This is a genomic window from Pseudomonas graminis, assembly GCF_013201545.1.
Classification (GTDB): Bacteria; Pseudomonadota; Gammaproteobacteria; order Pseudomonadales; family Pseudomonadaceae; genus Aquipseudomonas.
The window spans coordinates 597,145-619,740 of record NZ_CP053746.1; the positions used below are offsets into that span (position 1 = coordinate 597,145).

General features: G+C 60.3%; 20 protein-coding genes. 6 read left to right on the top strand and 14 right to left on the bottom strand.

Features of this window, described 5'->3' with window-relative positions:
• Window positions 1–8 precede the first annotated feature (8 nt).
• The 4 genes from FX982_RS02725 to FX982_RS02740 form a co-directional block, all read right to left on the bottom strand.
• Entirely contained in the window at window positions 9–302 is a 294-nt protein-coding gene (locus tag FX982_RS02725; protein ID WP_037014630.1) for a co-chaperone GroES, read from the bottom strand.
• A 253-nt stretch (window positions 303–555) separates the two neighbouring features.
• Window positions 556–1,062, bottom strand: a complete 507-nt coding sequence (locus FX982_RS02730) for an FxsA family protein (protein WP_172609560.1) — start codon at window positions 1,060–1,062, stop codon at window positions 556–558.
• 66 nt (window positions 1,063–1,128) lie between these two features.
• Complete coding sequence (locus tag FX982_RS02735) at window positions 1,129–1,860, bottom strand: HugZ family protein (RefSeq protein ID WP_172609561.1); 732 nt, start codon at window positions 1,858–1,860, stop codon at window positions 1,129–1,131.
• A gap of 218 nt (window positions 1,861–2,078) precedes the next feature.
• Window positions 2,079–3,086, bottom strand: a complete 1,008-nt coding sequence (locus FX982_RS02740) for a DUF481 domain-containing protein (protein ID WP_122535949.1) — start codon at window positions 3,084–3,086, stop codon at window positions 2,079–2,081.
• A 160-nt stretch (window positions 3,087–3,246) separates the two neighbouring features.
• Here FX982_RS02740 and FX982_RS02745 point away from each other — a divergent pair, with 160 nt between their 5' ends.
• Both FX982_RS02745 and FX982_RS02750 read left to right on the top strand, forming a co-directional pair.
• Complete coding sequence (locus FX982_RS02745) at window positions 3,247–3,615, top strand: MGMT family protein (protein WP_241072676.1); 369 nt, start codon at window positions 3,247–3,249, stop codon at window positions 3,613–3,615.
• Between the two features lie 42 nt (window positions 3,616–3,657).
• Window positions 3,658–5,223 carry an AmpG family muropeptide MFS transporter gene (locus FX982_RS02750; RefSeq protein WP_172609563.1) on the top strand — a complete coding sequence of 522 codons (1,566 nt, stop codon included), beginning with the start codon at window positions 3,658–3,660 and terminating at the stop codon, window positions 5,221–5,223.
• A 258-nt stretch (window positions 5,224–5,481) separates the two neighbouring features.
• Here FX982_RS02750 and FX982_RS02755 read toward each other — a convergent pair whose 3' ends face one another.
• Together FX982_RS02755 and FX982_RS02760 are read right to left on the bottom strand one after the other, a co-directional pair.
• The gene (locus FX982_RS02755) at window positions 5,482–6,330 is read right to left on the bottom strand and encodes a mechanosensitive ion channel family protein (RefSeq protein WP_172612962.1); all 849 of its coding nucleotides are present in this window, start codon (window positions 6,328–6,330) and stop codon (window positions 5,482–5,484) included.
• Window positions 6,331–6,481: 151 nt separating this feature from the next.
• On the bottom strand, window positions 6,482–6,967 hold the full coding sequence (locus FX982_RS02760) for a YajQ family cyclic di-GMP-binding protein (RefSeq protein WP_065992166.1): 486 nt from the start codon (window positions 6,965–6,967) through the stop codon (window positions 6,482–6,484).
• A gap of 181 nt (window positions 6,968–7,148) precedes the next feature.
• Between FX982_RS02760 and FX982_RS02765 the strand changes: the two genes are divergently transcribed.
• From FX982_RS02765 to FX982_RS02775, 3 genes are all read left to right on the top strand, one after another.
• On the top strand, window positions 7,149–8,060 hold the full coding sequence (locus tag FX982_RS02765; RefSeq protein ID WP_172609564.1) for a putative 2-dehydropantoate 2-reductase: 912 nt from the start codon (window positions 7,149–7,151) through the stop codon (window positions 8,058–8,060).
• Between the two features lie 61 nt (window positions 8,061–8,121).
• Window positions 8,122–10,170, top strand: a complete 2,049-nt coding sequence (locus FX982_RS02770) for a sensor histidine kinase (protein ID WP_172609565.1) — start codon at window positions 8,122–8,124, stop codon at window positions 10,168–10,170.
• 4 nt (window positions 10,171–10,174) lie between these two features.
• Window positions 10,175–10,753, top strand: a complete 579-nt coding sequence (locus FX982_RS02775) for a cob(I)yrinic acid a,c-diamide adenosyltransferase (protein ID WP_172609566.1) — start codon at window positions 10,175–10,177, stop codon at window positions 10,751–10,753.
• A 255-nt stretch (window positions 10,754–11,008) separates the two neighbouring features.
• Here the strand turns inward: FX982_RS02775 and FX982_RS02780 are convergent, their stop codons facing one another.
• The 4 genes from FX982_RS02780 to secA form a co-directional block, all read right to left on the bottom strand.
• On the bottom strand, window positions 11,009–11,953 hold the full coding sequence (locus tag FX982_RS02780; protein WP_172609567.1) for a Nudix family hydrolase: 945 nt from the start codon (window positions 11,951–11,953) through the stop codon (window positions 11,009–11,011).
• A 2-nt stretch (window positions 11,954–11,955) separates the two neighbouring features.
• Window positions 11,956–12,582, bottom strand: a complete 627-nt coding sequence (locus FX982_RS02785) for a glutathione S-transferase family protein (protein ID WP_172609568.1) — start codon at window positions 12,580–12,582, stop codon at window positions 11,956–11,958.
• Between the two features lie 38 nt (window positions 12,583–12,620).
• Window positions 12,621–13,838 (bottom strand): bifunctional glutamate N-acetyltransferase/amino-acid acetyltransferase ArgJ, encoded by a 1,218-nt coding sequence (gene argJ, locus FX982_RS02790; protein WP_172609569.1) that lies wholly within the window; start codon window positions 13,836–13,838, stop codon window positions 12,621–12,623.
• Window positions 13,839–13,973: 135 nt separating this feature from the next.
• Window positions 13,974–16,724, bottom strand: coding sequence for a preprotein translocase subunit SecA (gene secA / locus FX982_RS02795; protein ID WP_172609570.1), 2,751 nt, complete (start codon window positions 16,722–16,724; stop codon window positions 13,974–13,976).
• 320 nt (window positions 16,725–17,044) lie between these two features.
• Between secA and FX982_RS02800 the strand changes: the two genes are divergently transcribed.
• A complete protein-coding gene (locus FX982_RS02800; RefSeq protein ID WP_172609571.1) occupies window positions 17,045–17,512 on the top strand; it encodes a DUF721 domain-containing protein in 468 nt (155 codons plus the stop codon).
• Window positions 17,513–18,170: 658 nt separating this feature from the next.
• Here FX982_RS02800 and lpxC read toward each other — a convergent pair.
• The 4 genes from lpxC to FX982_RS02820 form a co-directional block, all read right to left on the bottom strand.
• The gene (gene lpxC, locus FX982_RS02805; protein ID WP_065992158.1) at window positions 18,171–19,082 is read right to left on the bottom strand and encodes a UDP-3-O-acyl-N-acetylglucosamine deacetylase; all 912 of its coding nucleotides are present in this window, start codon (window positions 19,080–19,082) and stop codon (window positions 18,171–18,173) included.
• A gap of 112 nt (window positions 19,083–19,194) precedes the next feature.
• Entirely contained in the window at window positions 19,195–20,385 is a 1,191-nt protein-coding gene (ftsZ, locus tag FX982_RS02810; RefSeq protein WP_074884474.1) for a cell division protein FtsZ, read from the bottom strand.
• A gap of 63 nt (window positions 20,386–20,448) precedes the next feature.
• Window positions 20,449–21,708 (bottom strand): cell division protein FtsA, encoded by a 1,260-nt coding sequence (ftsA, locus tag FX982_RS02815; RefSeq protein ID WP_037014678.1) that lies wholly within the window; start codon window positions 21,706–21,708, stop codon window positions 20,449–20,451.
• 15 nt (window positions 21,709–21,723) lie between these two features.
• Window positions 21,724–22,596 (bottom strand): cell division protein FtsQ/DivIB, encoded by an 873-nt coding sequence (locus tag FX982_RS02820; protein WP_172609572.1) that lies wholly within the window; start codon window positions 22,594–22,596, stop codon window positions 21,724–21,726.

A 22,596-nucleotide genomic window follows, 5' to 3' on the forward strand; every position in this document is an offset into this window, starting at 1 on the left:
GTATCAACTCAGCCTTCGACGACCGCGAGGATTTCGTTCTCGCTCATCACCAGCAGGTCTTCGCCGTCTACTTTCACAGTGTTGCTGCCGGAGTAAGGGCCAAACACCACTTTGTCACCCACTTTCACGGCCAGCGCGCGTACTTCGCCGTTGTCCAGGATGCGACCGTTACCGACGGCGAGGATTTCGCCACGGTTAGGTTTTTCAGCAGCCGAACCAGGCAGCACGATACCGCCAGCAGTTTTTGTTTCTTCTTCGCTGCGACGGATTACGACGCGGTCATGCAGAGGACGAAGCTTCATTGTCGATCTCCTAATTATGGTTTTTAAACGCCCGGTGCAGACACCGGCGGGTTAAAACATCCGGGCTTGCCGGTTACGGTTCGCGAGCGAACCGCAGAATACGGTCTGACGAAACGCGCCAGAAACCTTGCGGTGACCCATACATAAGGGCGAGCAAGCCGAATTCAAGGCTGACCGTAGAAATTTTTTGCATGAATGGCGGTCGCAAAAACGAACACGGCACCCGCAGGTGCCGTGTCATGGTGGCGTTGAATCACTTTTTATCCAGCGGCTCGAATTCGCCTTCGATCACCTCACCCTCGATGACTTCAGGGCGACGTGCTTCAGGACGGGCAGCACCGGGGTGCATGGAGCCGGTCGAATTTGCCGCATGCATGTTTTCGGCAAACGCACGCTGGCGCGCGGCCTGGGCCTCGGCACGGTTGCGCACCTTGCCGACGATCAGGCGACGGGTAAAAGGCATCAGGAAAAGCAGGCCCAGCACGTCACTGATGAAGCCAGGCAGCACGAGCAAGCCACCGCCGATGGTCATCATCAGCCCGTCGAGCATCTGCTGAGCGGGCAGTTCGCCACGGGCCAGACTCTGTCGGGCGCTCAACGCGGTGGCCACACCGGCGATCCGCACCACGAAAACACCGAGCATCGACCCGGCAACGACCAGCAGGAAGGTCGGCAGAAAGCCGATCGACATCCCGACTTTCACCAGCACGAACAATTCGAGCACCGGAAAAAGCAATAAAAGCAAAAGAAAAACGCGCATCAAAGTGAGTTCCTAGACGGAAGAAGGCTTCCAGTAGACCTTACGTGACGTCGCAAAGTCGTTAATTCAAGCCTCAGCCTGTTCAAGTGTGGGCCATTTTTCAGCGTGAGCCAGCTGAGTCAAGGCTTGGCGGACTTGTGTCGGCGTATTACAGGGCTCTGCGAAGGCCAGCCAGTACAGACTCTGGCCCAGGCGCAAGTGCATGCCCTCACTGTCGATGCCCACCAGCGTGGCGAGTTCAGTCTTCGGTAGACCGGCCAGTTCGACGTAGTGGGCGATGGCTTTGGCGTGGTCGGCATTCATGTGCGCGACCATGCTCAGCTCGGCAGCGCCAGCGAAGGGATTGGCCAGCGCTGCGTCGTCCAGCCAGTGGATCGCGCCGAACCCGCCGATGAAGCGATAGCGCACCGGCTTCAGCACCCAGAAATCGAAATCGTGGGCGCTGTGGTAACTCTCGGATTCCGGGAAATAACGGTAGTAACGCTGAGCGGCGGCTTCAACCTGGGCGTGGTCGATGATTTTTTCAGCCTCGGCCATCAGCGTGACGCGCCCCACCGCTTGCACATCCTCGGCGCCGCGCTCGCCCACCAATAAAGAACACTTGGCGTCGAGTTGCAGGTTGTGGGTGTGTTGTGCGATGCGGCTGATGAGGATCAGCGGACGGCCTTGATCGTCCAGACAGTAAGGCACCACCGAGCCAAACGGATAACCGGGCATCGACTTGGAATGGGTCGACAACACGCCACGGTATTCCTTGAGCAGCAAGGTACGGGCTTGCCGGTTGGCGCTGGCGCTCATATGGGGCTCCTGAACAAAAAACGAAAGCATCGGGGGACGCGAAGCAGCTGACGGCGACGCATGCCACACGATAAGCGTTATCGGTGGAAGGTGCCAGATTGAGCGGGAGTGACGATTTTGCGGAGGGTTCGCGTAAAAGAATACGCGTGGAAAATGAAACCGACCGGCGCGCGCATCAGGATTCCGTTTACGCGCGCGCAGCCGTTATAGAGAAGACGTTACCAGGCCACACCGAAACCGGCGGTATAGCGGGTCTTGTCCAGATCGCCGTTGTCGGAACCGCTGATGATGTCCTTCTCGGCCTTGAGATTGAGCGACGCCCATTCGGTGACTTTGTAGCGCAGGCCCACTTCCGTCTCGAGGCTATAGTCAGCTACGCCGCTGATAGGCTTGCCGACTTCACCGTTGGTGAAGAACTCGACCTTCTTGCCGATCAGGTAACGGTTGTAGTCCCACGTGCCGGACACGGAATAGAAGTTGTCCTTCTCGCCGTTGGAGTATTCGAAATCGGTGCGGTTAAGCAGCGCGCCGACTTTGAACGCGCCCAGTTCGTCGTCCCAGAACTGGTAGCCCGGACCGGTACCGACGGTGCGCTGACGGGCCAGGTCTTCAATGGTGTCACGCTTGTAGGTAATGCGACCGTCCCAGAACCATTTGTCCGTAAAGAACCGGTCGACCGAGTACTCGGCGTCCCAGTTGTTGGTGGTGGTCAGGCTGTCCTGCGACTCGCGGTTGTACTCGCCCTTGGCGTTGTGGCGCCACTGGCCGTGGGTCGCGGAGGTTTTGAAGGCGATGTTGTAATCGTCGGTGTCGTTCTCGGCGCGCTGGAAGTCGAGCGCTGCATCGATATTGCCCTTCCACACCAGATCGGTGACCACCGGCTTGGGCTTCATGATCTGCTGAATGCTTGCCAGCTCAACCGTCTTCGGCGCATCGCCGTTGGCCAGGGTGACCTTGCCGTCTTCGGCCGGCTGCAGCGATTTGGAGATCTCGCCTGTAGTGGCGTCCTGCTTTACCAGGAGGTGCTGGTCACTTTCCAGCGTTTTGATTTCCTTCCAGTCCAGCGGGATGTCGCCTGCATATTTGGTATTGAGCAGCAGCTTGCCGCCGTCGAAGACCTTGATAGTCCCCGTCAGCTTGTCACCGTTCTTCAACCAGACGGTGTCAGCGAGCAATGGAGTAGAGGCACTGGCAAACGCAACGCACAACAGGGTTCTGGACAACATAAGCAACGACAAGGCTCTGGTTCGCGGGAAATCGGGCATTATCCGGATGGATAACGTCGTGGCAATCGGCAGACCGCCGACACAGGTAACACTGACAGCAGGAAATTTCTCAAGTTCCTTATCGAAAATTCCCGTTCATCCCTTTTACAGGAACGAATGCGTGATCGAACAATCTCCCGCGCACGGCGACCCGAACGGTCTCTCTCCCGCAGAGGCACGGCGCACGGCGTTATACCTTACGTTGCATCAAGTCCCGGAGGGCAAAGTGGTCAGTTACGGCCAACTGGCCGAGCTGGCCGGTTTGGGACGAGCGGCACGCTTCGTTGGCAGAGCGCTGAGTCAGTTGCCGGACGGCAGCAGTCTGCCTTGGCATCGCGTCCTCGGCGCTGGCGGGCGCATCAGCCTGGCCCCCGGAACCGTCTCGGGCGAAGAGCAACGCGCACGGTTGCGGGCCGAGGGCGTGACCATCCGTAACAATCGTGTGGATATGCAGCGTCATGGCTGGCGCCCGACAGAGCACAACGGTTAGAGTGCGCGCTTTGTTTACGTAACCTGAGGCAGATTCCAGCCCATGCCCCGCAAAACCTGGCGCGCCGCGCTCGCCGCATATGCCAGCCCCTCTACGTTTGTGCTCCTGTTGCTCGGTTTTGCCGCGGGCATGCCCTACATGTTGGTGTTCTCCACGCTGTCGGTCTGGCTGCGTGAAGCCGGCGTCGCGCGTGAAACCATTGGCTATGCCAGCCTGATCGGTCTGGCCTATGCCTTTAAGTGGGTCTGGTCGCCGCTGCTCGATCAATGGAGCCTGCCTTTGTTGGGCCGGCTCGGCCGACGGCGCTCGTGGCTGGTACTCTCGCAATCGCTGGTCACCCTGGGCCTGATCGGCATGGGCTTCTGTGACCCGCAGCAGCACCTGTCGTGGCTGATCGCGATTGCCGTGCTGGTCGCGTTTTCCTCGGCGACCCAAGACATCGCCATCGACGCCTACCGCCTGGAAATCGCCAGCGACAGCCAGCAAGCGACCCTTGCCGCCAGCTACATGGCGGGTTACCGCGTCGCCGCCCTCCTCGCCACTGCCGGCGCGCTGTACTTCGCCGAAGGCTTCGGTTCGACCGGCTTCGCCTACAAACACTCGGCCTGGGCCGGCACGTACGTGCTGTTCGGCCTGCTCATGGTGCCTGCGCTGATCACCAGCCTGATCATGCGTGAACCGTCCGTGCCGATCCGCACGCAGCTGTCGGCCGTGCGCTACGGCTTTGCTCACCAGCTGGCCTCGGTGTTCGTGCTGATCATTCTGCTGGTCTCGGTGCCAGCGATGTTCACCCAGCTGTACAACACCGACTTCGCCAGCGTGCTGTTTCAGGGCACCACCTGGAAAGACCTGCTGATGGAAGACCGCGCCTTTTTGCGTGCGATCCTTTACACGCTGCTGACCGTGGCCTGCCTGTCGTCCATGGGCCGCCGCGGCCTGGCGCCGGTGCTGACGCCGATCAACGATTTCATTCTGCGTTATCGCTGGCAGGCCTTTCTGCTGCTGGGGCTGATCGCCACGTATCGCATGTCCGACACGGTCATGGGCGTAATGGCGAACGTGTTTTACATCGACCAGGGCTTCACCAAGGATCAGATTGCCAGCGTCAGCAAGATCTTCGGTCTGGTCATGACCCTGGCCGGCGCGGCATTTGGCGGACTGGCCATCGTGCGTTTCGGCATTCTGCCGATCCTGTTCATCGGCGGTATCACGTCGGCAGCCACCAACCTGCTGTTCCTGATGCTGGCCGACATGGGCCCGAACCTGAAGATGCTCATCGTCACGATCTCGCTGGACAACTTCAGCTCGGGACTCGCGACATCGGCGTTCGTGGCCTACCTGTCGAGCCTGACCAACCTCAAGTTTTCGGCGACCCAATACGCGCTGCTCAGTTCGATCATGCTGCTGTTGCCGCGTCTGATCGGCGGCTATTCCGGGGTCATGGTGGAAAAGCTCGGGTATCACAACTTCTTCCTGGCGACCGCATTGATGGGCGTGCCGACGTTGTTCATGATCGCCCTGCACTGGGCGCAGGAAGCCCGCCGGGAAGCACGGGAAGAAGCGGCAGAAGGCGAAGAGCCGGCCAAGCCTGTGGACTCGGTGCTCTAGGCAGCGCTTATCGTCCGGACCATGTGCGATCGCGCAGGATACTCCGTAAATGTGGGAGTGAGCTTGCTCACGAAGACTCTAGCCCGACCGCTAAAGATGCTTCGTATGCTCCGGCCCCTTCGCGAGCAAGCTCGCTCCCACAAGTTGTCGTCCGCGTTCACGATCCGCAGTGTCGCCATGTTTGACGTGCACGCTCCCGTGGCCCACTCAACAAAAAGCCCCGCACTCTCACGAGTCGGGGCTTTCTGCGGTCGAGCGTTACGCCTTCGTGGGCTGCTCGTCCTGCACCACACGAATCACCCGCTGCGGGAACGGAATGTCGATGTTGGCCGCGCGCAGGCGGTCGCGGATTTCAGCGTTGAAGCGGTTCGACACGTCACCGAAGTCACCGGTCTTGGTCCACACACGCAGGGACACGGTAATCGAGCTGTCGCCCAATGCCGCGACCACCGCCTGCGGCGCCGGGTCCTGCAAGATGCGCGGATCGTCCGCCATGTCCATCAGCACTTGCAGCGCCTGCTTGAGGTCGGCGTCGTAGTCGATGCCCACGTCGAAGGTGATCTTGCGCGTTGGCTGGCGGTTGGTGTTGGTAATGATCCCGTTGGACAGGTTGCCGTTGGGCAGGATCACCGTTTTGTTGTCGCCGGTGCGCAGCACGGTGTGGAAGATCTGAATCCCGTCCACGGTGCCGGATACACCTTGGGCTTCGATCCAGTCGCCAATGCGGAATGGACGGAACAGCAGAATCAGAACGCCGCCGGCGAAGTTCGCCAGACTGCCTTGCAACGCCAGGCCGATCGCCAGACCCGCCGCACCGATCGCGGCAACGAATGAAGTGGTTTCTACCCCGATCATCGAGGCGACACTGACGATCAACAGGATCTTCAGAATGATGTTGGTGATGCTGCTGATAAAGCCCTGCAACGCCAGGTCGACGTGGCGCAGCGCCAACAACGCGCCCACGCGGGAAGTCAGTCTGTTGATCAGCCACCAGCCGACCAGCAGGACCACCACTGCCAGCAGCACCTTGCTGCCGTACTGCATGACCATCGGGATCCAGGCCTGAGACGCTTTCACCAGATGGTCTACCTGGCTGTTTAAATCCAAGTCCATCTATTTCTCCTCGGGGTCGCGACATGGAAGGCTGAAGCAACGGCGCCGAGTGGGCCCGTTATTTCAGCGAGACCTGCATTCGGACGCACAGGAACCCCTCGGGTTCCTGAGCCAACATGAAATCGCAGGGCAAATCGCGGGGCGATCAGTCGCGGAAGTTGTTGAATTGCAGCGGCATGCCGAACTCGTGACCACGCAGCGCAGCAATCGCTTCTTGCAGGTCGTCACGCTTCTTGCCGGTAACGCGCACTTGCTCGCCCTGAATCGCCGCCTGAACCTTGAGCTTGGCTTCCTTGATGTGAGCAACAATCTTCTTCGCCAGCTCCTTGTCGATGCCTTCCTTGAGCGTGGCCTCCTGCTTCATGACCTTGCCGGACGCGAAGGGATCTTTCAGTTCCAGGCACTGCACATCGATCTTGCGCTTGACCAGGGCCAGCTTGAGGATCTCGATCATGGCTTCGAGCTGGAAGCCTTCTTCGGCGGTCATCTTGATCAGCAGGTCTTTTTCCGTGAACTCGAAGCTGCCTTTGCCTTTGAGGTCGTAGCGGCGGTCCAGCTCCTTGATCGCGTTGTCGACGGCATTCGTGACTTCGTGTTTATCCAGTTCGGACACTACGTCGAACGAGGGCATGTAGATTCTCCAATTGATACGGCGCGGCTCAACATATGGATGGAGCACGCCTGACTTGACGGTATGAAAGCCCGGTCATTATAACGAGACTTTTCCCACGATCATGTGAGCCTGCGATGTTGATTTCGTTTTCCTTGCCCACCGAGATCTTCGTCATCGGGCGTGATTTCTTTTGAATCCCGTGTGCTGGCACGTTCTGGGCGCGGGCAGTCTGGGCATTCTCTGGGCCACGCGACTGGCCCGGGCGGGTCTGCCCGTGCGGTTGATCTTGCGCGACGAGGCCCGACTGGCGGCCTATAACGCGCAAGCGGGTCTGGCACTTATCGAAAACGGCGAGCGCCAGAGGTTTGCCATCCCGGCACAGACCGCCAGCGCAGGCGAGCCCATCGAGCGTCTGTTGCTGGCGTGCAAGGCCTACGACGCCGAACGCGCGGTTGCAGCCGTCGCCCATCGCCTGACCGACAAGGCTGATGTGTTGCTCCTGCAAAATGGCTTGGGCAGCCAGGACGCCGTAGCCGCCATGATTCCGGATGCACGCTGCATTTTCGTCTCCAGCACCGAAGGCGCCTACCGCGATGAAGACTGGAGCGCGGTGTTTGCCGGACAGGGCTTCAACTGGCTGGGGGACACGCAACACGGCGCATCGCCCGCCTGGCTGGACGACCTCAGGCAGGCCGGCATTCCCCATCAGTGGACCGCCGACCTATCCGAACGCCTCTGGCGCAAGCTTGCGCTCAACTGCGCCATCAACCCGCTGACCGTGTTGCATCAATGCCGCAACGGAGAGCTCCAGGCTCATGCAGAAGAAGTAACGGCGCTGTGCGTCGAGCTCGGCCACGTATTGCACGGCTGTGGTCAGCCCGGCGCGGCTGAAGGGCTGCTGGATCAAGTGCAACAGGTAATTGCCGCCACCGCCGGTAATTATTCCTCGATGTATCAGGACGTTGCCCAAGGTCGTCGTACCGAGATCCGCTACCTGCTCGGGCATGCCTGCGCCACGGCGGCTGCCCTCGATTGTCCTGCGCCGATGCTGAATCAGTTACGCCTGCGCCTGATCGAACACCTCAACGCCCGCGGCCTGCCCAGCGACTGACGGTTTGCGCAACGGCTGAACAGCGCTAACCTGCCCGCTCCTCATTCCGGTGACCTGCCCCATGCCATTGCGCCAGCGCCTCGAAAACCTTCCGGTCGGTCAAAAGCTCCTGGCCGCCCTGCTGGTACTGCTCACCACCGTGCTGGTGGTCGCCAACCTGACGTTCATCAGCGCCGCCTATTACATTTCCCAGGAAGCGATGGCGCCCCAGGCTTTGCAAACGATCGGTCGGCTGATCAGCAATCCCGGCCTGTCCGAGCACGCTCTGTCTTCGACCTCCAACGCCCAGACGTTGCTCAGTGAACTGAAAAACTACGGCCCGTTACGGGCGGCGGCGGTGTACGACAGCAGCGGTACGCGTCTGGCGCAGATGCAGCAGGGCAACAAGCTGCGCATGCCCGACCACTACCGGGATCTGGAGAGCTGGCGCGTTACCGAGTTTCGCAACACTCAGGTCATCCCCATTCCCAAAGCCGGACAGGCGCAGGGCCATCTGTTGCTGGTCGCCAGCAGCGAATTGCCGACGGCGTTCTACACCGGCACGCTGACCGCCAGCCTTGGCATCCTGATTTTCAGCATCTTGCTCTGGGCCGGTGTGGCCCGGCAGATTCGGCGCTTTATCACCGAGCCGATCTACCAGTTGGAAGACCTGTCGCGGCGGGTTACCCGCGAGGAGAACTACGCGCTGCGGGCGACGCCCGGCAACAAGGACGAAATCGGTTCGCTGGCCGAGGCGTTCAACACCATGCTTTCGCGCATGGAAGCCCGTGAGCAGCAGCTCAGACGCGCCCGCGATGAATCCCAGGACGCCTACGATCAGGCGCAGGGTCTGGCGGAAGAAACCCGTCACACCAACCGCAAGCTGGAGCTTGAAGTTCAGGTGCGCAGCAAGATCGAGAAGAAGCTTACGGGCTTTCAGAACTACCTCAACAGCATCATCGACTCCATGCCGTCGGCGCTGATCGCCCTGGACGAGCAGTTGTACGTTACCCAGTGGAATCAGGAGGCCGGCGCCCTGTCCGGTACGCCACTGGACGAAGCGCTGAACCAGCCGATTTACTCGGCGTTCCCGCCGATGCGCGCGTTTTTGCCGCAGATCAAACAGACCGTCGAACGCCACACCGTCACCAAAATCGAGCGCGTGACTTGGGTCAAAGGCGAAGAGTCGCGCCATTACGCCCTCACCTTCTATCCCCTGACCGGCGATGCCGGCCGTGGCGCGGTGATCCGCATCGATGACATCACCCAGCGCCTGTCGCTGGAGGAAATGATGGTGCAGTCGGAGAAAATGCTCTCGGTGGGTGGGCTCGCCGCCGGCATGGCCCATGAAATCAACAACCCCCTCGGGGCAATCATGCACAACGTGCAGAACATCCGCCGTCGGCTGTCGCCCGATTTGCCAAAGAATCTCGAGCAGGCCCAGCAGGAAGGCATCGAGCTGGCGGCGGTGAATCGATACCTGATCGCGCGCGAAGTGCCGCAGTTGCTGGACGGCATCCAGTCAGCCGGAGCGCGGGCGGCAAAGATCGTCAGCCACATGCTCAGCTTCAGCCGCCGCAGCAACCGTCAGTTGGCGCCGTGTGATCTGCCGGCACTGATTGATCAAGCGGTGGAGATCGCCAGCAACGACTTTGACCTGACCATCGGTTTTGACTTCAAGGGCCAGAACATCATTCGCCAGTTCGATCCTGATCTGGGCCCGGTGCCTGCGACGGCCAACGAGCTGGAGCAGGTGCTGCTCAATCTGCTGAAGAATGCCGCTCAGGCCATCCATCAGCGTGAGAATGCCAGTGAGCCGGGGCGCATTATTTTGCGCACGCGCCTGAACCCGCCCTGGGCTGAAATTCAGGTAGAAGACAATGGCATCGGCATGCCGGAAAGCGTACGCAAGCGCACCTTCGAGCCGTTTTTCACCACCAAGGAAATCGGCCAGGGCACGGGCCTCGGGCTGTCGGTGTCGTATTTCATCATCACCAACAATCACAAGGGCCAGATGGAGGTGCATTCCACCCTCGGCCAAGGCACCTGTTTCACCTTGCGTCTGCCGCTGGTGGACAATTCGATAGATATGCCTGCACCACAGGTCATTGGTCAGAACGACCGGGAGTAGAGCCATGGGATTTCGCTTGTCGAAAATTTACACGCGCACGGGTGACACCGGCGAAACGGGTTTGGGCGATGGTCGCCGAGTGCCGAAGGATCACCCGCGGGTCGAGGCCATTGGGGAAGTTGATTCGCTGAACAGTCAGGTGGGCGTATTGCTGGCCGGCCTTACGGCAGCAGTCGCGAGTCATCCGGCGCTGCAGGAAGTCATCGACGTATTGGCGCCCTGTCAGCATCGGTTGTTCGACCTGGGCGGCGAGCTGGCGATGCCGGAATACAAGGCGCTGAATGCGGCAGAGATCGAGCGCCTGGAAGCGGCGATCGATCACTGGAATGAAGAGCTGGGGCCGCTGGAGAATTTCATCCTGCCGGGCGGTTCGACGTTGATCGCCCAGGCCCATGTGTGCCGAAGCCTGGCGCGTACGGCGGAGCGGCGTTGTCAGCACCTGAACGCGATCGAGCCACTGGCCGGGGTTGGTCTGGCGTACATCAATCGGCTGTCGGATCTGCTGTTTGTTGCGGCGCGGATCATTGCCCGGCGTGAGGGCGTGGCGGAGATTTTGTGGGAGCCTGCGAAGAAGCCGCAGTGATTGGCTAGGGAGTAAGCAGGACTGCGCTGCGGTGATGATGTGCTGATACACCGCTAATCAGCTGGCAAATGCAAAACCTGTGGGAGTGAGCTTGCTCGCGAAGACTGCATTTCAGCCACTAGATATCTAGTAGATGTACAGGACTCTTCGCGAGCAAGCTCGCTCCCACAACTCCTTCGTCAGCAGGTGCATCTGTGGCGTCTCTCTGTGCGATGAGAGACAGCTTGCAGGCTCTTATAACGATGTAGGTATTGATTAGCCTTGCGGCCAAAACGCTCTGATTCCGGCCACACCCTGCGCGCCACATTCCCACGCGTGCTGACGGTCCGTCGGCCCTACCCCGCCCAGCAGATAAACCGGCTTGCTGAAGCCCTCGATCAACGTGCGGGCCTTTTCCCAACCCAGCGGCTGGGCGTCCGGATGGCTCTGCGTTGGCAGCACGGGCGAGAGGGTGACGAAATCCACGCCCATCTGCTCGGCCAGGCTCAACTCTTCAGCGTCGTGACATGAGGCTGCCAGCCAGCGATCTTCAGGAAACGGACGGCCCTTGCTGGCGTATTTACGCAGCTGTTCGCTGGTCAGGTGCCAGCCCGCCGCCGGAAAGTCGCCTAGCCATTCCCGCGGCCCCTTGAGCATCAACTGCGCCTTGCCCGCGCACAGCCCGACCGCGTCAACCGCGACGTCACGGTATTTCGGGTCGTACATGTTCGGCGCGCGAAGCTGAACCAGCTTGATGCCGCCAGGCACCGCCGTGCGTATACCGCGCAGCAGCTCTGGGGTATCCAGATCGTCCGGGGTGATCAGGTACTCACCCGGCAAACGCGCAGCGGCCACAATCGGCCGATTCGCCGCCGGAAATTCATACTCGGCCAGTTCCCGTTGCGATACCCACGCCAGGGGTTGGCCTTCAACACCGTGGGGTTCGCCGGTGAACGACGAGACTTCCCAGACGTCCAGCAACACCTGTTTGTCCGGGTAGTCGTGCTTGATCTTGATCAGCGGACGCGCCGCAGTAACGATGATGCCGAGCTCTTCGTGCAGCTCGCGGGACAGCGCGGCCTCGACCGATTCAGCCGGTTCAACCTTGCCGCCGGGAAACTCCCACAAGCCGCCCTGATGCTGCTTGTCGGCGCGTCGGGCGATGAGGATCTTGCCGTCGGTGCCACGAATAACCGCCGCGGCCACATGGATGCGTTTCACGTTCAACCTTCCTCCAGACCCGCCTGCTGCCAGCGCTTGAACGCAGGCCACTGATAAATCGTTTCGACGTAGGCGGCCGCGTCCGCTGGCAGCGCGACGCGATAGGTGCGAAATCGCACGGCGACCGGTGCGAAGAACGCATCGACGATGCCCGGCGTGCCGAACAGGAAGCCCTCCTTCACACCCGACACCGCGCGGCATTCACGCCACAGCGCAATCATGCGGTCGATATCGGCCTGAGCTTCGACCGCGATGACTTCCAGCGCCTCGTCCTGACGCAAATCCATCGGCAAACGCGAGCGCAGACCGACGAAGCCGCTGTGCATCTGCGCGCACGCCGACCGAGCCTGAGCGCGGGCGGCAACGTCCGCCGGCCACAATCCTGCCTTTGGAAAGCGCTCCGCCAGGTACTCACAGATCGCCAGCGAATCAACGATGGTGCCGTGCTCGCACTTCAGCGCAGGGACTTTACCGGTCGGCGAATGCTCGAGAATCAAGCGCGTGGTGTCAGCCTGATTCAGGCGAATCACCTGATCGGTGAACGCCTCACCGGTCAGCACAAGCGCCAGCCACGGGCGCAGCGACCATGAGGAATAACGTTTGTCGCCGATGATCAGGTGCAGGCTCATGTCTTGGCTCCGTTGAAACCGGTGGACTCGCTCGTGACTCAGGTACGGTATTCCGCGTTGATCTTCACGTACTCGTGCGACAGATCGGTGGTCCAGATGGTTTCGCTGCAGTCGCCACGGCCCAGCTCGATGCGGATGGTGATTTCTTCCTGCGCCATCACCAGCGAGCCTTGCTCCTCAGTGTAGGTGCTGGCCCGAGCGCCTTTGCTGGCGATGCAGACGTCACCCAGAAACACGTCGATTTTGCTGACGTCGAGGTTCGGCACGCCTGCGCGACCCACGGCCGCCAGGATTCGGCCCCAGTTCGGGTCTGATGCAAACAGCGCGGTTTTGATCAGCGGCGAATGCGCGACGGTGTAACCCACGTCCAGGCATTCCTGATGATTGCCGCCGCCGTTCACCTCAACGGTCACGAACTTGGTGGCGCCCTCGCCGTCACGGACGATAGCTTGCGCGACGTCCATGCACACCTCGAATACGGCCTTTTTCAACGCTTCGAACAGCGGACCCTTGGCCTCGGTCACTGCAGGCAAATCGGCCTGGCCGGTGGCGATCAGCATGCAGCAGTCATTGGTCGATGTATCGCCATCGATGGTGATGCGGTTGAACGACTTGTTGGCGCCGTCGCGAATCAGGTCCTGCAGCACGCCCGGCGCCACCTTGGCGTCGGTGGCGATGTAACCGAGCATGGTCGCCATGTTCGGACGAATCATGCCCGCGCCTTTGCTGATGCCGGTCACGGTGACTGTCACGCCATCAAGCACGAACTGACGGCTCGCGCCCTTCGGCAGCGTGTCGGTGGTCATGATGCCGGTGGCCGCCGCAGCCCAGTTGTCGACGGACAAATCATCCAGCGCCGCCTGCAGCGCGCCTTCGATCTTCTCGACAGGCAATGGCTCGCCGATCACGCCCGTGGAAAACGGCAGCACGGCGCTGGCATCCACGCCGGTGATCTCGGCCAGCTTCGCGCAGGTCCGCTCGGCAGCCGCCAGCCCAGGTTCACCCGTGCCCGCGTTGGCATTGCCGGTGTTGGTCAGCAAATAACGCACGGTGCCCTGCACGCGCTGTTTGGCGACGATGACCGGCGCCGCGCAAAAGGCGTTCAGCGTAAACACACCCGCGACGCTGGAGCCTTCGGCGCAGCGCATGACCACGACATCTTTGCGCCCCGGGCGCTTGATGCCGGCGGAAGCGATGCCAAGTTCAAAACCGGGAACCGGGTGCAGCGTCGGCAAAGGACCAAGACCAACAGCCATGAAGTGCGCTCCTTGAAAGACAGTCACACCGCGCGGCCTTGCCGACACGGCTCGATTGATTGAAAAACGCCGCGACGGCAGAGCCGGTCGCGGCGAGATTTTACAGTTCAGCTACAGCCTGTCGCGGTCGGCGATTCAGCTGATCTGACCGTGACAGTGCTTGAATTTCTTGCCCGAACCACACCAGCACAATTCGTTGCGACCCAGCTTCTGGTCGTTACGAACCGGCGACAGTGCGGCCGCAGCGGCTACCGCGACGTCTTCACCGTCTTCAGCGAGCAGGTCCGGCTGCTCCAGGCCTGGTGCTTCGGCGTGCTGGAACTGCATGCGCTGGGCCAGCTCCTCGGCTTCCCGACGCAGACGCGCCTCTTCCTCGGCCGGATCTTCGCGGCGAACCTGAACGTGGGACAGCACACGGATGGCGTCGCGCTTGATCGAATCGAGCAGCTCCTGGAACAGGGCAAACGACTCGCGCTTGTATTCCTGCTTCGGGTTCTTCTGAGCGTAACCGCGCAGGTGAATGCCGTGACGCAGGTGGTCCATGGTCGACAGGTGATCTTTCCACAGGTCGTCCAGTACGCGCAGGAGAATCTGCTTCTCGAACGTGCGCAGCGCCTCGGCACTGGCCTGGTCTTCTTTCTCGTTGTAGGCCGCCAGAATGGCCTCCATCAACTTCGGACGCAGGGTGTCTTCGTTCAGGTGATCGTCTTCGTCGAGCCACTGCTGGATCGGCAGCTTCACGCCGAAATCGCTGTTCAGCGCGGCTTCCAGACCGGCCACGTTCCACTGCTCAGGCAACGACTGCGGCGGAATGTGCGCGGAGATGGTGGCATCAAGAACTTCTTCGCGGAACTCGGCAATGGTGTCACCAATGTTGGTCGCAGCCAGCAGGCTGTTACGCATGTGGTAGATCACTTTCCGCTGTTCGTTGGACACGTCGTCGAACTCGAGCAGTTGCTTGCGGATGTCGAAGTTGCGGCCTTCGACCTTGCGCTGCGCTTTTTCGATCGCGTTGGTCACCATGCGGTGCTCGATCGCTTCGCCGGACTGCATGCCCAGCGCCTTCATGAAGTTCTTCACCCGGTCAGAGGCGAAGATGCGCATCAGGCTGTCTTCCAGCGACAGGTAGAAACGGCTCGAACCCGTGTCACCCTGACGACCGGCACGACCACGCAGCTGGTTGTCGATACGGCGGGATTCGTGACGCTCGGACGCAATAACGTGCAGACCGCCCGCTTCGATCACCTGCTGATGGCGCTTCTGCCAGTCGGCCTTGATCTGCGCGATCTGCTCTGGCGTCGGGTCTTCAAGGCTGGCGACTTCAACTTCCCAGTTGCCGCCCAGCAAAATGTCGGTACCGCGACCGGCCATGTTGGTGGCGATGGTCAGCGCACCCGGACGACCGGCCTGGGCAATGATTTCAGCTTCTTTTTCGTGGAACTTGGCGTTCAGAACCTTGTGTTCGATGCCTTCCTGCACCAGCAGGCGGGACATGTGCTCCGAGGTTTCGATCGTCGCCGTACCCACCAGCACCGGACGCTGCTCGGCCAGACAGGCCTTGATGTCGGTGATGATCGCCGCGTACTTCTCTTCGGCGGTCAGGTAGACGAGGTCGTTGAAGTCTTTACGCGCCAACGGCTTGTTCGGCGGGATGACCATCACCGCCAGGGCGTAGATCTGGTGGAATTCGAACGCTTCGGTGTCCGCCGTACCGGTCATGCCGGACAGCTTGTTGTAGAGACGGAAGTAGTTCTGGAAGGTGGTCGAGGCCAGGGTCTGGCTCTCGGCCTGGATGTTCAGGCCTTCCTTCGCTTCGATGGCCTGGTGCAGGCCTTCGGACAGACGACGACCCGGCATGGTACGGCCGGTATGTTCGTCAACCAGCAGGATCTGGCCGTCCTGAACGATGTATTCGACGTTGCGATGGAACAGCTTATGGGCACGCAAACCGGCATAGACGTGGGTCAGCAGACCGAGGTTGTGCGCGGAGTACAGGCTCTCGCCTTCAGCCAGCAAGCCGACTTCGGTGAGCATCTCTTCGATGAACTGGTGACCGGACTCGTTCAGCTCCACCTGACGGGACTTCTCGTCGATGGAGTAGTGACCCTGTTGGGTGACCTGGCCTTCCACTTCCTCGATGTGCTGCTCGAGCTTGGGGATCAGCTTGTTGATCTCGGTGTAGAGCTTGGAGCTGTCTTCGGCCTGGCCGGAGATGATCAGCGGCGTACGGGCTTCGTCGATGAGGATCGAGTCCACTTCGTCGATCACGGCGAAATTCAGTTCACGCTGGAATTTGTCTTCCAGGCTGAATGCCATGTTGTCGCGCAGATAGTCGAAACCGAATTCGTTGTTGGTGCCGTAGGTGATGTCGGAGGCGTAGGCGGCGCGCTTCTCTTCCGGCGGCTGGAAAGGCGTGACCACGCCTACGGTCAGACCGAGGAATTCATACAGCGGGCGCATCCAGTTGGCGTCACGACGTGCCAGGTAGTCGTTCACCGTGACCACGTGCACGCCCTTCCCGGACAGTGCGTTGAGGTAAACCGCGAGGGTCGCGACGAGGGTTTTACCCTCACCGGTACGCATCTCGGCGATCATGCCTTCGTGCAGTGTCATGCCGCCGATCAGCTGTACGTCGAAGTGACGCATGCCCATGATGCGTTTACCCGCCTCGCGGCAGACCGCGAAGGCTTCGGGCAAGAGCTGGTCGAGGGTCTCACCTTTGGCTATGCGGGCCTTTAACTCATCGGTCTTGGCGCGCAGCTGTTCGTCCGAGAGGGCGACCATTTGCTCTTCGAAGCTGTTGACGACCTGGACCGTCTTGAGCATGCGCTTCACTTCGCGCTCGTTTTTGCTTCCGAAAAGTTTTTTTAACAAAGGTGCAAACATATCGAAAGGATCTTCCACACATAGGGATGGAGGGCGGCCCCGTGAGTCGCCCGAGCAGCCCTGATGGCCGCATGCGAACGAGCATTCTACCCGGAAATGGTGGTGAGGAAAGTGGCGTTATTCCACGATGCTGGCACAGCAATGTTACGGGGCAGAAGTACAATAGGGTCATTTCCCGTGACTTCAACCCATGAAGGCCAGAAGTTTTATTAATGTTTTTTCATGATCGCGTAGCGCATTTGCAGCCGAAACGCCTGACCTGAGGGTGCTTCAGCCGATTCTGCTAAGATCCCGCCCTGGCAACACAAGGCAACCCTATCATGGCATTTCGTCCCCTACCGGCGCGCGCACCGGCTGTTCTCCTGCGCGAAGCCCGGCCGCTCAAAGCCATCTTCAGCCACGCCCAACGCCTCGCGCACTTGCAGCGTCTGCTGGAAAGCCAGCTGCAACCCGCAGCGCGCGAGCACTGCCACGTCGCGTCATGGCGCGAAGGCACACTGCTGCTCATCGTCACCGACGGCCATTGGGCTACTCGACTGCGCTATCAACAGAAGCGGTTGCAACGGCAACTGGTCGCGTTCAAGGAATTCGCCAACCTCACCCGGCTGCAACTGAAGGTACAGCCCGCGAGAACCCACCGGAGAGAGGTGGGACATTTGCGAGACCTTTCGGTGTCCGCAGCCGAAACCATCACCGCCACAGCGGAAGGCATCACCGACCCGAAACTGCGTGCTGCGCTTGAGCGGCTGGCCGCGCATGCCGTGACGAAAGAGGCTGAGAAATCATGATACTGCCCACCCCTCCCCTCCGATTCGCAGCATTCAGCTAGAGACCGGACGCGGAGCCCCAAGGGATGCATACCCACGCGGAGCGTGGGCACGACCAGCATCAGTGGTGTTGGCAAGTCCGAGAATGCCAGCGCCCGCCAAGGCCTCTTCCCGGCTAAAGCCGGTCCTACAATAACGCCGCGTGCAGCCAGTTGGGCCGGCGGCGCCCCCCCCCGTAGCACCGGCCTCAGCCGGGAAGCTTTTGATGTGCTTCTGCCTTTGATCTGCTTTTGATCTTGATCTTCATACGCAAGAGGTTCATTCACCGCAAAACGCGACTTGGGTGCAGGCTGAACGCAGGTCTCGCGTAGGGGGCCGAGCCGCATGGATGCGGCGAGAGCGCCGTCAGGGCATGGATGCCCGTTCGGCGCGGGCCCACGGAGCGGGACCGGAGTGAAGGAACCCGACGAAGTCGGGCCAAACCAGGAGCAAAGCGTTTTTGGTTACTTTTGGCTGGGCCGGCAATCCGGGCGCTCTTGCCAAAAGTGACCCGCCGTAAGGGCGGAACCATAATTCCAGTACACACAAAAAACGGATATGCACGCTATCCAATCGACAATCCATAAAAAAGGCCACCCGAAGGTGGCCTGAAAACATCAAAACTAGGAAGAAGAGACTGTTACACCGCCGCAACGGGGCGCATGTAAGAGATCGGTGCGGTGCTGGCATCTTCGAAGGTCACAACTTCCCAAGCGTCTTCCTGAGCGATCAACGCACGCAGCAAACGATTGTTCAGACCGTGTCCCGACTTGAAGCCCTGATACTCGCCGATCAGACTGTTGCCCAACAGATACAGGTCACCAATGGCATCCAGAATCTTGTGCTTCACGAACTCGTCTTCATAACGAAGACCGTCTTCGTTCAACACGCCGTCCTTGTCCACGACGATCGCGTTTTCAACGCTGCCGCCCAGAGCCAGGTTGTGCTTACGCAGATACTCGATGTCTTTCATGAAACCGAATGTCCGCGCACGGCTTACTTCTTTAACAAACGAAGTGCTGGAAAAATCCACGCAAGCGGTTTGAGTGCGATTCTTCAGATAAGGGTGATCGAAATCGATCTCGAACCCCACTTTGAACCCTTCAAACGGTAAGAACTTGGCGGACTTGCCGTCTTCTTCTACGCACACTTCTTTAAGTATGCGGATGAATTTCTTCGGTGCGTCCTGTTCTTCCAGGCCAGCCGATTGAATCAGGAATACGAAGGGACCTGCGCTGCCATCCATGATTGGAACTTCGGAGGCAGAAAGCTCAACGTAGGCGTTATCGATGCCAAGGCCGGCCATGGCCGACAGCAAGTGCTCGACCGTATCGACCTTCACGTCGCCATTGAACAGCGTCGTGGAAAGCGTGGTGTCACCCACATTCAACGCGTGAGCGTTGATCTGGACCACCGGCTCAAGGTCGGTACGGAAAAACACAATGCCAGCGTTCACAGGCGCTGGTTTGAGGGTCAGGTAAACCTTCTCCCCAGAGTGCAGGCCGATACCTGTGGCACGGATAATATTTTTCAGGGTGCGTTGTTTAATCATGGCATTGGCCGCTTCAGCGCGTATCGCGAATTAGTATCAACAAAGGCTGGCGATGATAGCAGACCCCGCCTTTGCTGAACACCAATCACCCTTATACCCCTGATAGAACCCATTAATCAGCCTGACGACGCAGGAACGCTGGAATGTCCAGGTAATCCAGATCATCTTGCGGGTTCATCTTCGCTGCGGCTGTTGCGCCCGCGTGTGCCTGATTGCGCATCACGGTTGGACGGTCCAGATCGCGGTAGTTGACCGAAGGCAGCTCTTGGCGTGCGGCGTGTTGCTGCGCAGGGGCGGCTTGAGCGGTCTGCATGGTGTTATCGATGACCTTCACAGGCTTCTCGATTTTTGCACCCAGGCCGGTGGCAACCACAGTCACGTGCAGCTCGTCGCGCATGTCCGGATCGATAACGGTACCGACCTTGACCATCGCGTGCTCGGAGGCGAACGCTTCGATGATGCTACCCACGTCGGAGTACTCACCCAGAGACAGATCAGGACCGGCAGTGATGTTGACCAGAATGCCGCGAGCACCTTGCAGGTTCACGTCTTCCAGCAACGGATTGCGGATAGCAGCTTCGGTGGCTTCACGCGCACGGTTCGGACCGCTGGCGCAGCCAGTGCCCATCATCGCCATGCCCATTTCGGACATCACGGTGCGTACGTCAGCGAAGTCGACGTTGATCATGCCCGGACGCTTGATGATGTCGGAGATACCGCGAACGGCACCGGCCAGTACATCGTCAGCCTTGGCGAAAGCCGACAGCAGGCTGGCGTCTTTACCGAGGATGGTCAGCAGTTTCTCGTTGGGAATGGTGATCAGCGAGTCGACGCTTTCGGACAGCGCGCGGATGCCTTCATCGGCGATCTGCATGCGCTTGCGGCCTTCGAACGGGAACGGACGAGTCACGACCGCAACAGTCAGAATGCCCATTTCCTTGGCCACTTCGGCAATGATCGGAGCCGCACCGGTACCGGTACCGCCGCCCATGCCAGTGGTGATGAAGACCATGTTGGTGCCTTGCAGCACTTCAGCGATACGCTCGCGGTCTTCCAGTGCAGCCTGACGGCCAACTTCAGGGTTCGCACCTGCGCCCAGGCCTTTGGTCACGCCGGTACCCAATTGCAGAATGGTACGTGCGCCAATGTTTTTCAGTGCCTGAGCATCGGTGTTGGCGCAGATGAACTCGACGCCTTCGATGTTGCTCTTGACCATGTGATTGACTGCGTTGCCGCCGCCACCACCAACGCCGATAACTTTAATTACCGGGCTTTGTGGGATGTTGTCTACGAGCTCGAACATGTTCCCTCTCCTTCAGTTCTCTAGTTTTATGTCGCCTGTTGCCTGCCTACCGCTTTTTGAATCTTAGAAATTCCCCTGAACCCAGCGCTTCAGACGCTCTAACACTGGGGCCTTCGGTTCATCGCTATAACTGCTACCGGAGCCGGACAGGCCGGACAGCGAGATGCCGTCAGACTGCTTTTGCAGTCCGTACAGCAACAGGCCGACGCCGGTTGAGTAGATCGGGTTGCGAACAACGTCCGCGAGCCCTTTGACGCTGTGCGGCACGCCGAGGCGGACCGGCATGTGGAAGATTTCTTCGGCCAGTTCGACCGCGCCTTCCATTTTCGAGGTGCCCCCGGTCAGCACGATGCCGGCCGGGATCAGGTCTTCGTAGCCGCTGCGACGCAGTTCTGCCTGAATCAGGGTAAACAGCTCGTCATAGCGCGGCTCGACCACTTCGGCGAGAGCCTGACGGGACAGTTCACGGGGCGGACGGTCGCCGACGCTTGGCACTTTGATGGTTTCGCCGGCACCGGCCAGTTTGGCCAGGGCGCAGGCGTAACGGATCTTGATTTCTTCGGCGTACTGGGTCGGTGTACGCAACGCCATCGCGATGTCGTTGGTGACCTGGTCGCCAGCAATGGGGATCACGGCGGTGTGGCGGATCGCGCCTTCGGTGAAGATCGCGATGTCGGTGGTGCCGCCGCCAATGTCCACCAGGCACACGCCCAGTTCTTTCTCGTCGTCGGTCAGCACCGAGTAAGCCGAGGCCAGTTGCTCAAGGATGATGTCGTCGACTTCCAGGCCGCAGCGGCGCACGCATTTTTCGATGTTCTGCGCCGCGTTCACCGCGCAGGTCACCACATGAACCTTGGCTTCCAGACGCACGCCCGACATGCCCAGTGGCTCGCGAACGCCTTCCTGGTTATCGATGACGTAGTCTTGCGGCAAGGTGTGCAGCACGCGCTGGTCAGCCGGGATCGCCACGGCCTGGGCAGCGTCGAGCACGCGTTCAAGGTCGGCCGAGCTCACTTCGCGGTCGCGAATAGCCACGATGCCGTGGGAGTTCAGGCTGCGGATGTGGTTGCCCGCCACGCCGACGAAGGCCGAGTGAATCCGGCAACCGGCCATCAGCTGCGCTTCTTCTACGGCGCGCTGGATCGATTGCACGGTGGATTCGATATTCACCACCACGCCTTTCTTCAGACCGCGGGACGGGTGAGTGCCGATACCGACGATTTCCAGCGTGCCATCAGCCGCGACTTCGCCTACCAGCGCCACCACCTTGGAGGTGCCGATATCCAATCCGACGATCATTTTGCCGCTTTGCACGTTTGCCATGGGTCCTGCCTCTTATCAATTCTTCGCGACGGCGGGTTTGTCCGTCGTTGGCGCTGCTGCCTGCTCGCGCCAACCAACGGCCAGGCCGTTGTTGTAACGAAGGTCGACTCGCGCAATGTTCGTGATCTGGTCTTTCAGTGTCTTGTCGTAGATGGCGATAAAGCGGCGCATCTTTTCAAGCAGGTTGCCTCGTCCCAGCAGCAGTTCCAGGCCAGGGCCTGCATTGCCTGCGCCGGTGGTCAGAAACCAGCTGCCTCGCTCGCGCAGTTCCAGGCGAGCGATGGAGAACCCCAACGGGCGCAACATCTGGCTCAGCACCTGGTACTGCTGCATCACCTGCTGTTGAGCCCGTTGAGGCCCGAACAACTGCGGAAGGTGTTCGTAGTTGGCCAGTTCACGCGGAGTGAATGCCTGACCCTGGTTGTTCAGCAGGGATTGATCGCCCCAGCGTGCAACCGGTAATTGCTCTTCCAGACGGATCACCACCTGATCCGGCCAGACGCGGCGGACCTCGGCGTGGGCAATCCACGGCATTTGCTCAAGCTCGGTGCGCATGCCGGCCAAGTCGATGTTGAAGAAGCTGGTCGCCACGAACGGCGCAATCCGCTGCTGCACGGCCTGCTGACTGATGTAGCTCAGGTCGCCCTGCACGTTGATCCGCGAGATCGGCCGGTCGGCGTAAGGCAGCAGGCGTTGGGCGGCTTCGTACGTACCGAAGCCAAACACCACCAGCAGCACTGGCCACATCAGGCTGCGCAGGAAACCGAAGTTCGGTCGCGACATGCGCGACGACATGGGCTCCTTGGCAACCATGCGGCTGGCACCACGCGGTACCGGCTTGTTGCGGCCGGTAGCGGATTGCTGATGACGAACCTGTGCGCCGTGCAT

Excerpts from the sequence above, each read along its gene's own strand:
- argJ (WP_172609569.1), bottom strand. The coding sequence starts at position 13,838 with ATGGCTGTTGGTCTTGGTCCTTTGCCGACGCTGCACCCGGTTCCCGGT.
- FX982_RS02750 (WP_172609563.1), top strand. The coding sequence starts at position 3,658 with ATGCCCCGCAAAACCTGGCGCGCCGCGCTCGCCGCATATGCCAGCCCC.
- lpxC (WP_065992158.1), bottom strand. The coding sequence starts at position 19,082 with ATGATTAAACAACGCACCCTGAAAAATATTATCCGTGCCACAGGTATC.
- ftsZ (WP_074884474.1), bottom strand. The coding sequence starts at position 20,385 with ATGTTCGAGCTCGTAGACAACATCCCACAAAGCCCGGTAATTAAAGTT.
- FX982_RS02735 (WP_172609561.1), bottom strand. The coding sequence starts at position 1,860 with ATGAGCGCCAGCGCCAACCGGCAAGCCCGTACCTTGCTGCTCAAGGAA.
- FX982_RS02775 (WP_172609566.1), top strand. The coding sequence starts at position 10,175 with ATGGGATTTCGCTTGTCGAAAATTTACACGCGCACGGGTGACACCGGC.
- ftsA (WP_037014678.1), bottom strand. The coding sequence starts at position 21,708 with ATGGCAAACGTGCAAAGCGGCAAAATGATCGTCGGATTGGATATCGGC.
- FX982_RS02730 (WP_172609560.1), bottom strand. The coding sequence starts at position 1,062 with ATGCGCGTTTTTCTTTTGCTTTTATTGCTTTTTCCGGTGCTCGAATTG.
- FX982_RS02760 (WP_065992166.1), bottom strand. The coding sequence starts at position 6,967 with ATGCCCTCGTTCGACGTAGTGTCCGAACTGGATAAACACGAAGTCACG.
- FX982_RS02785 (WP_172609568.1), bottom strand. The coding sequence starts at position 12,582 with ATGAGCCTGCACCTGATCATCGGCGACAAACGTTATTCCTCATGGTCG.
- FX982_RS02770 (WP_172609565.1), top strand. The coding sequence starts at position 8,122 with ATGCCATTGCGCCAGCGCCTCGAAAACCTTCCGGTCGGTCAAAAGCTC.
- FX982_RS02725 (WP_037014630.1), bottom strand. The coding sequence starts at position 302 with ATGAAGCTTCGTCCTCTGCATGACCGCGTCGTAATCCGTCGCAGCGAA.
- FX982_RS02820 (WP_172609572.1), bottom strand. The coding sequence starts at position 22,596 with ATGCACGGCGCACAGGTTCGTCATCAGCAATCCGCTACCGGCCGCAAC.
- FX982_RS02800 (WP_172609571.1), top strand. The coding sequence starts at position 17,045 with ATGGCATTTCGTCCCCTACCGGCGCGCGCACCGGCTGTTCTCCTGCGC.
- FX982_RS02740 (WP_122535949.1), bottom strand. The coding sequence starts at position 3,086 with ATGTTGTCCAGAACCCTGTTGTGCGTTGCGTTTGCCAGTGCCTCTACT.
- secA (WP_172609570.1), bottom strand. The coding sequence starts at position 16,724 with ATGTTTGCACCTTTGTTAAAAAAACTTTTCGGAAGCAAAAACGAGCGC.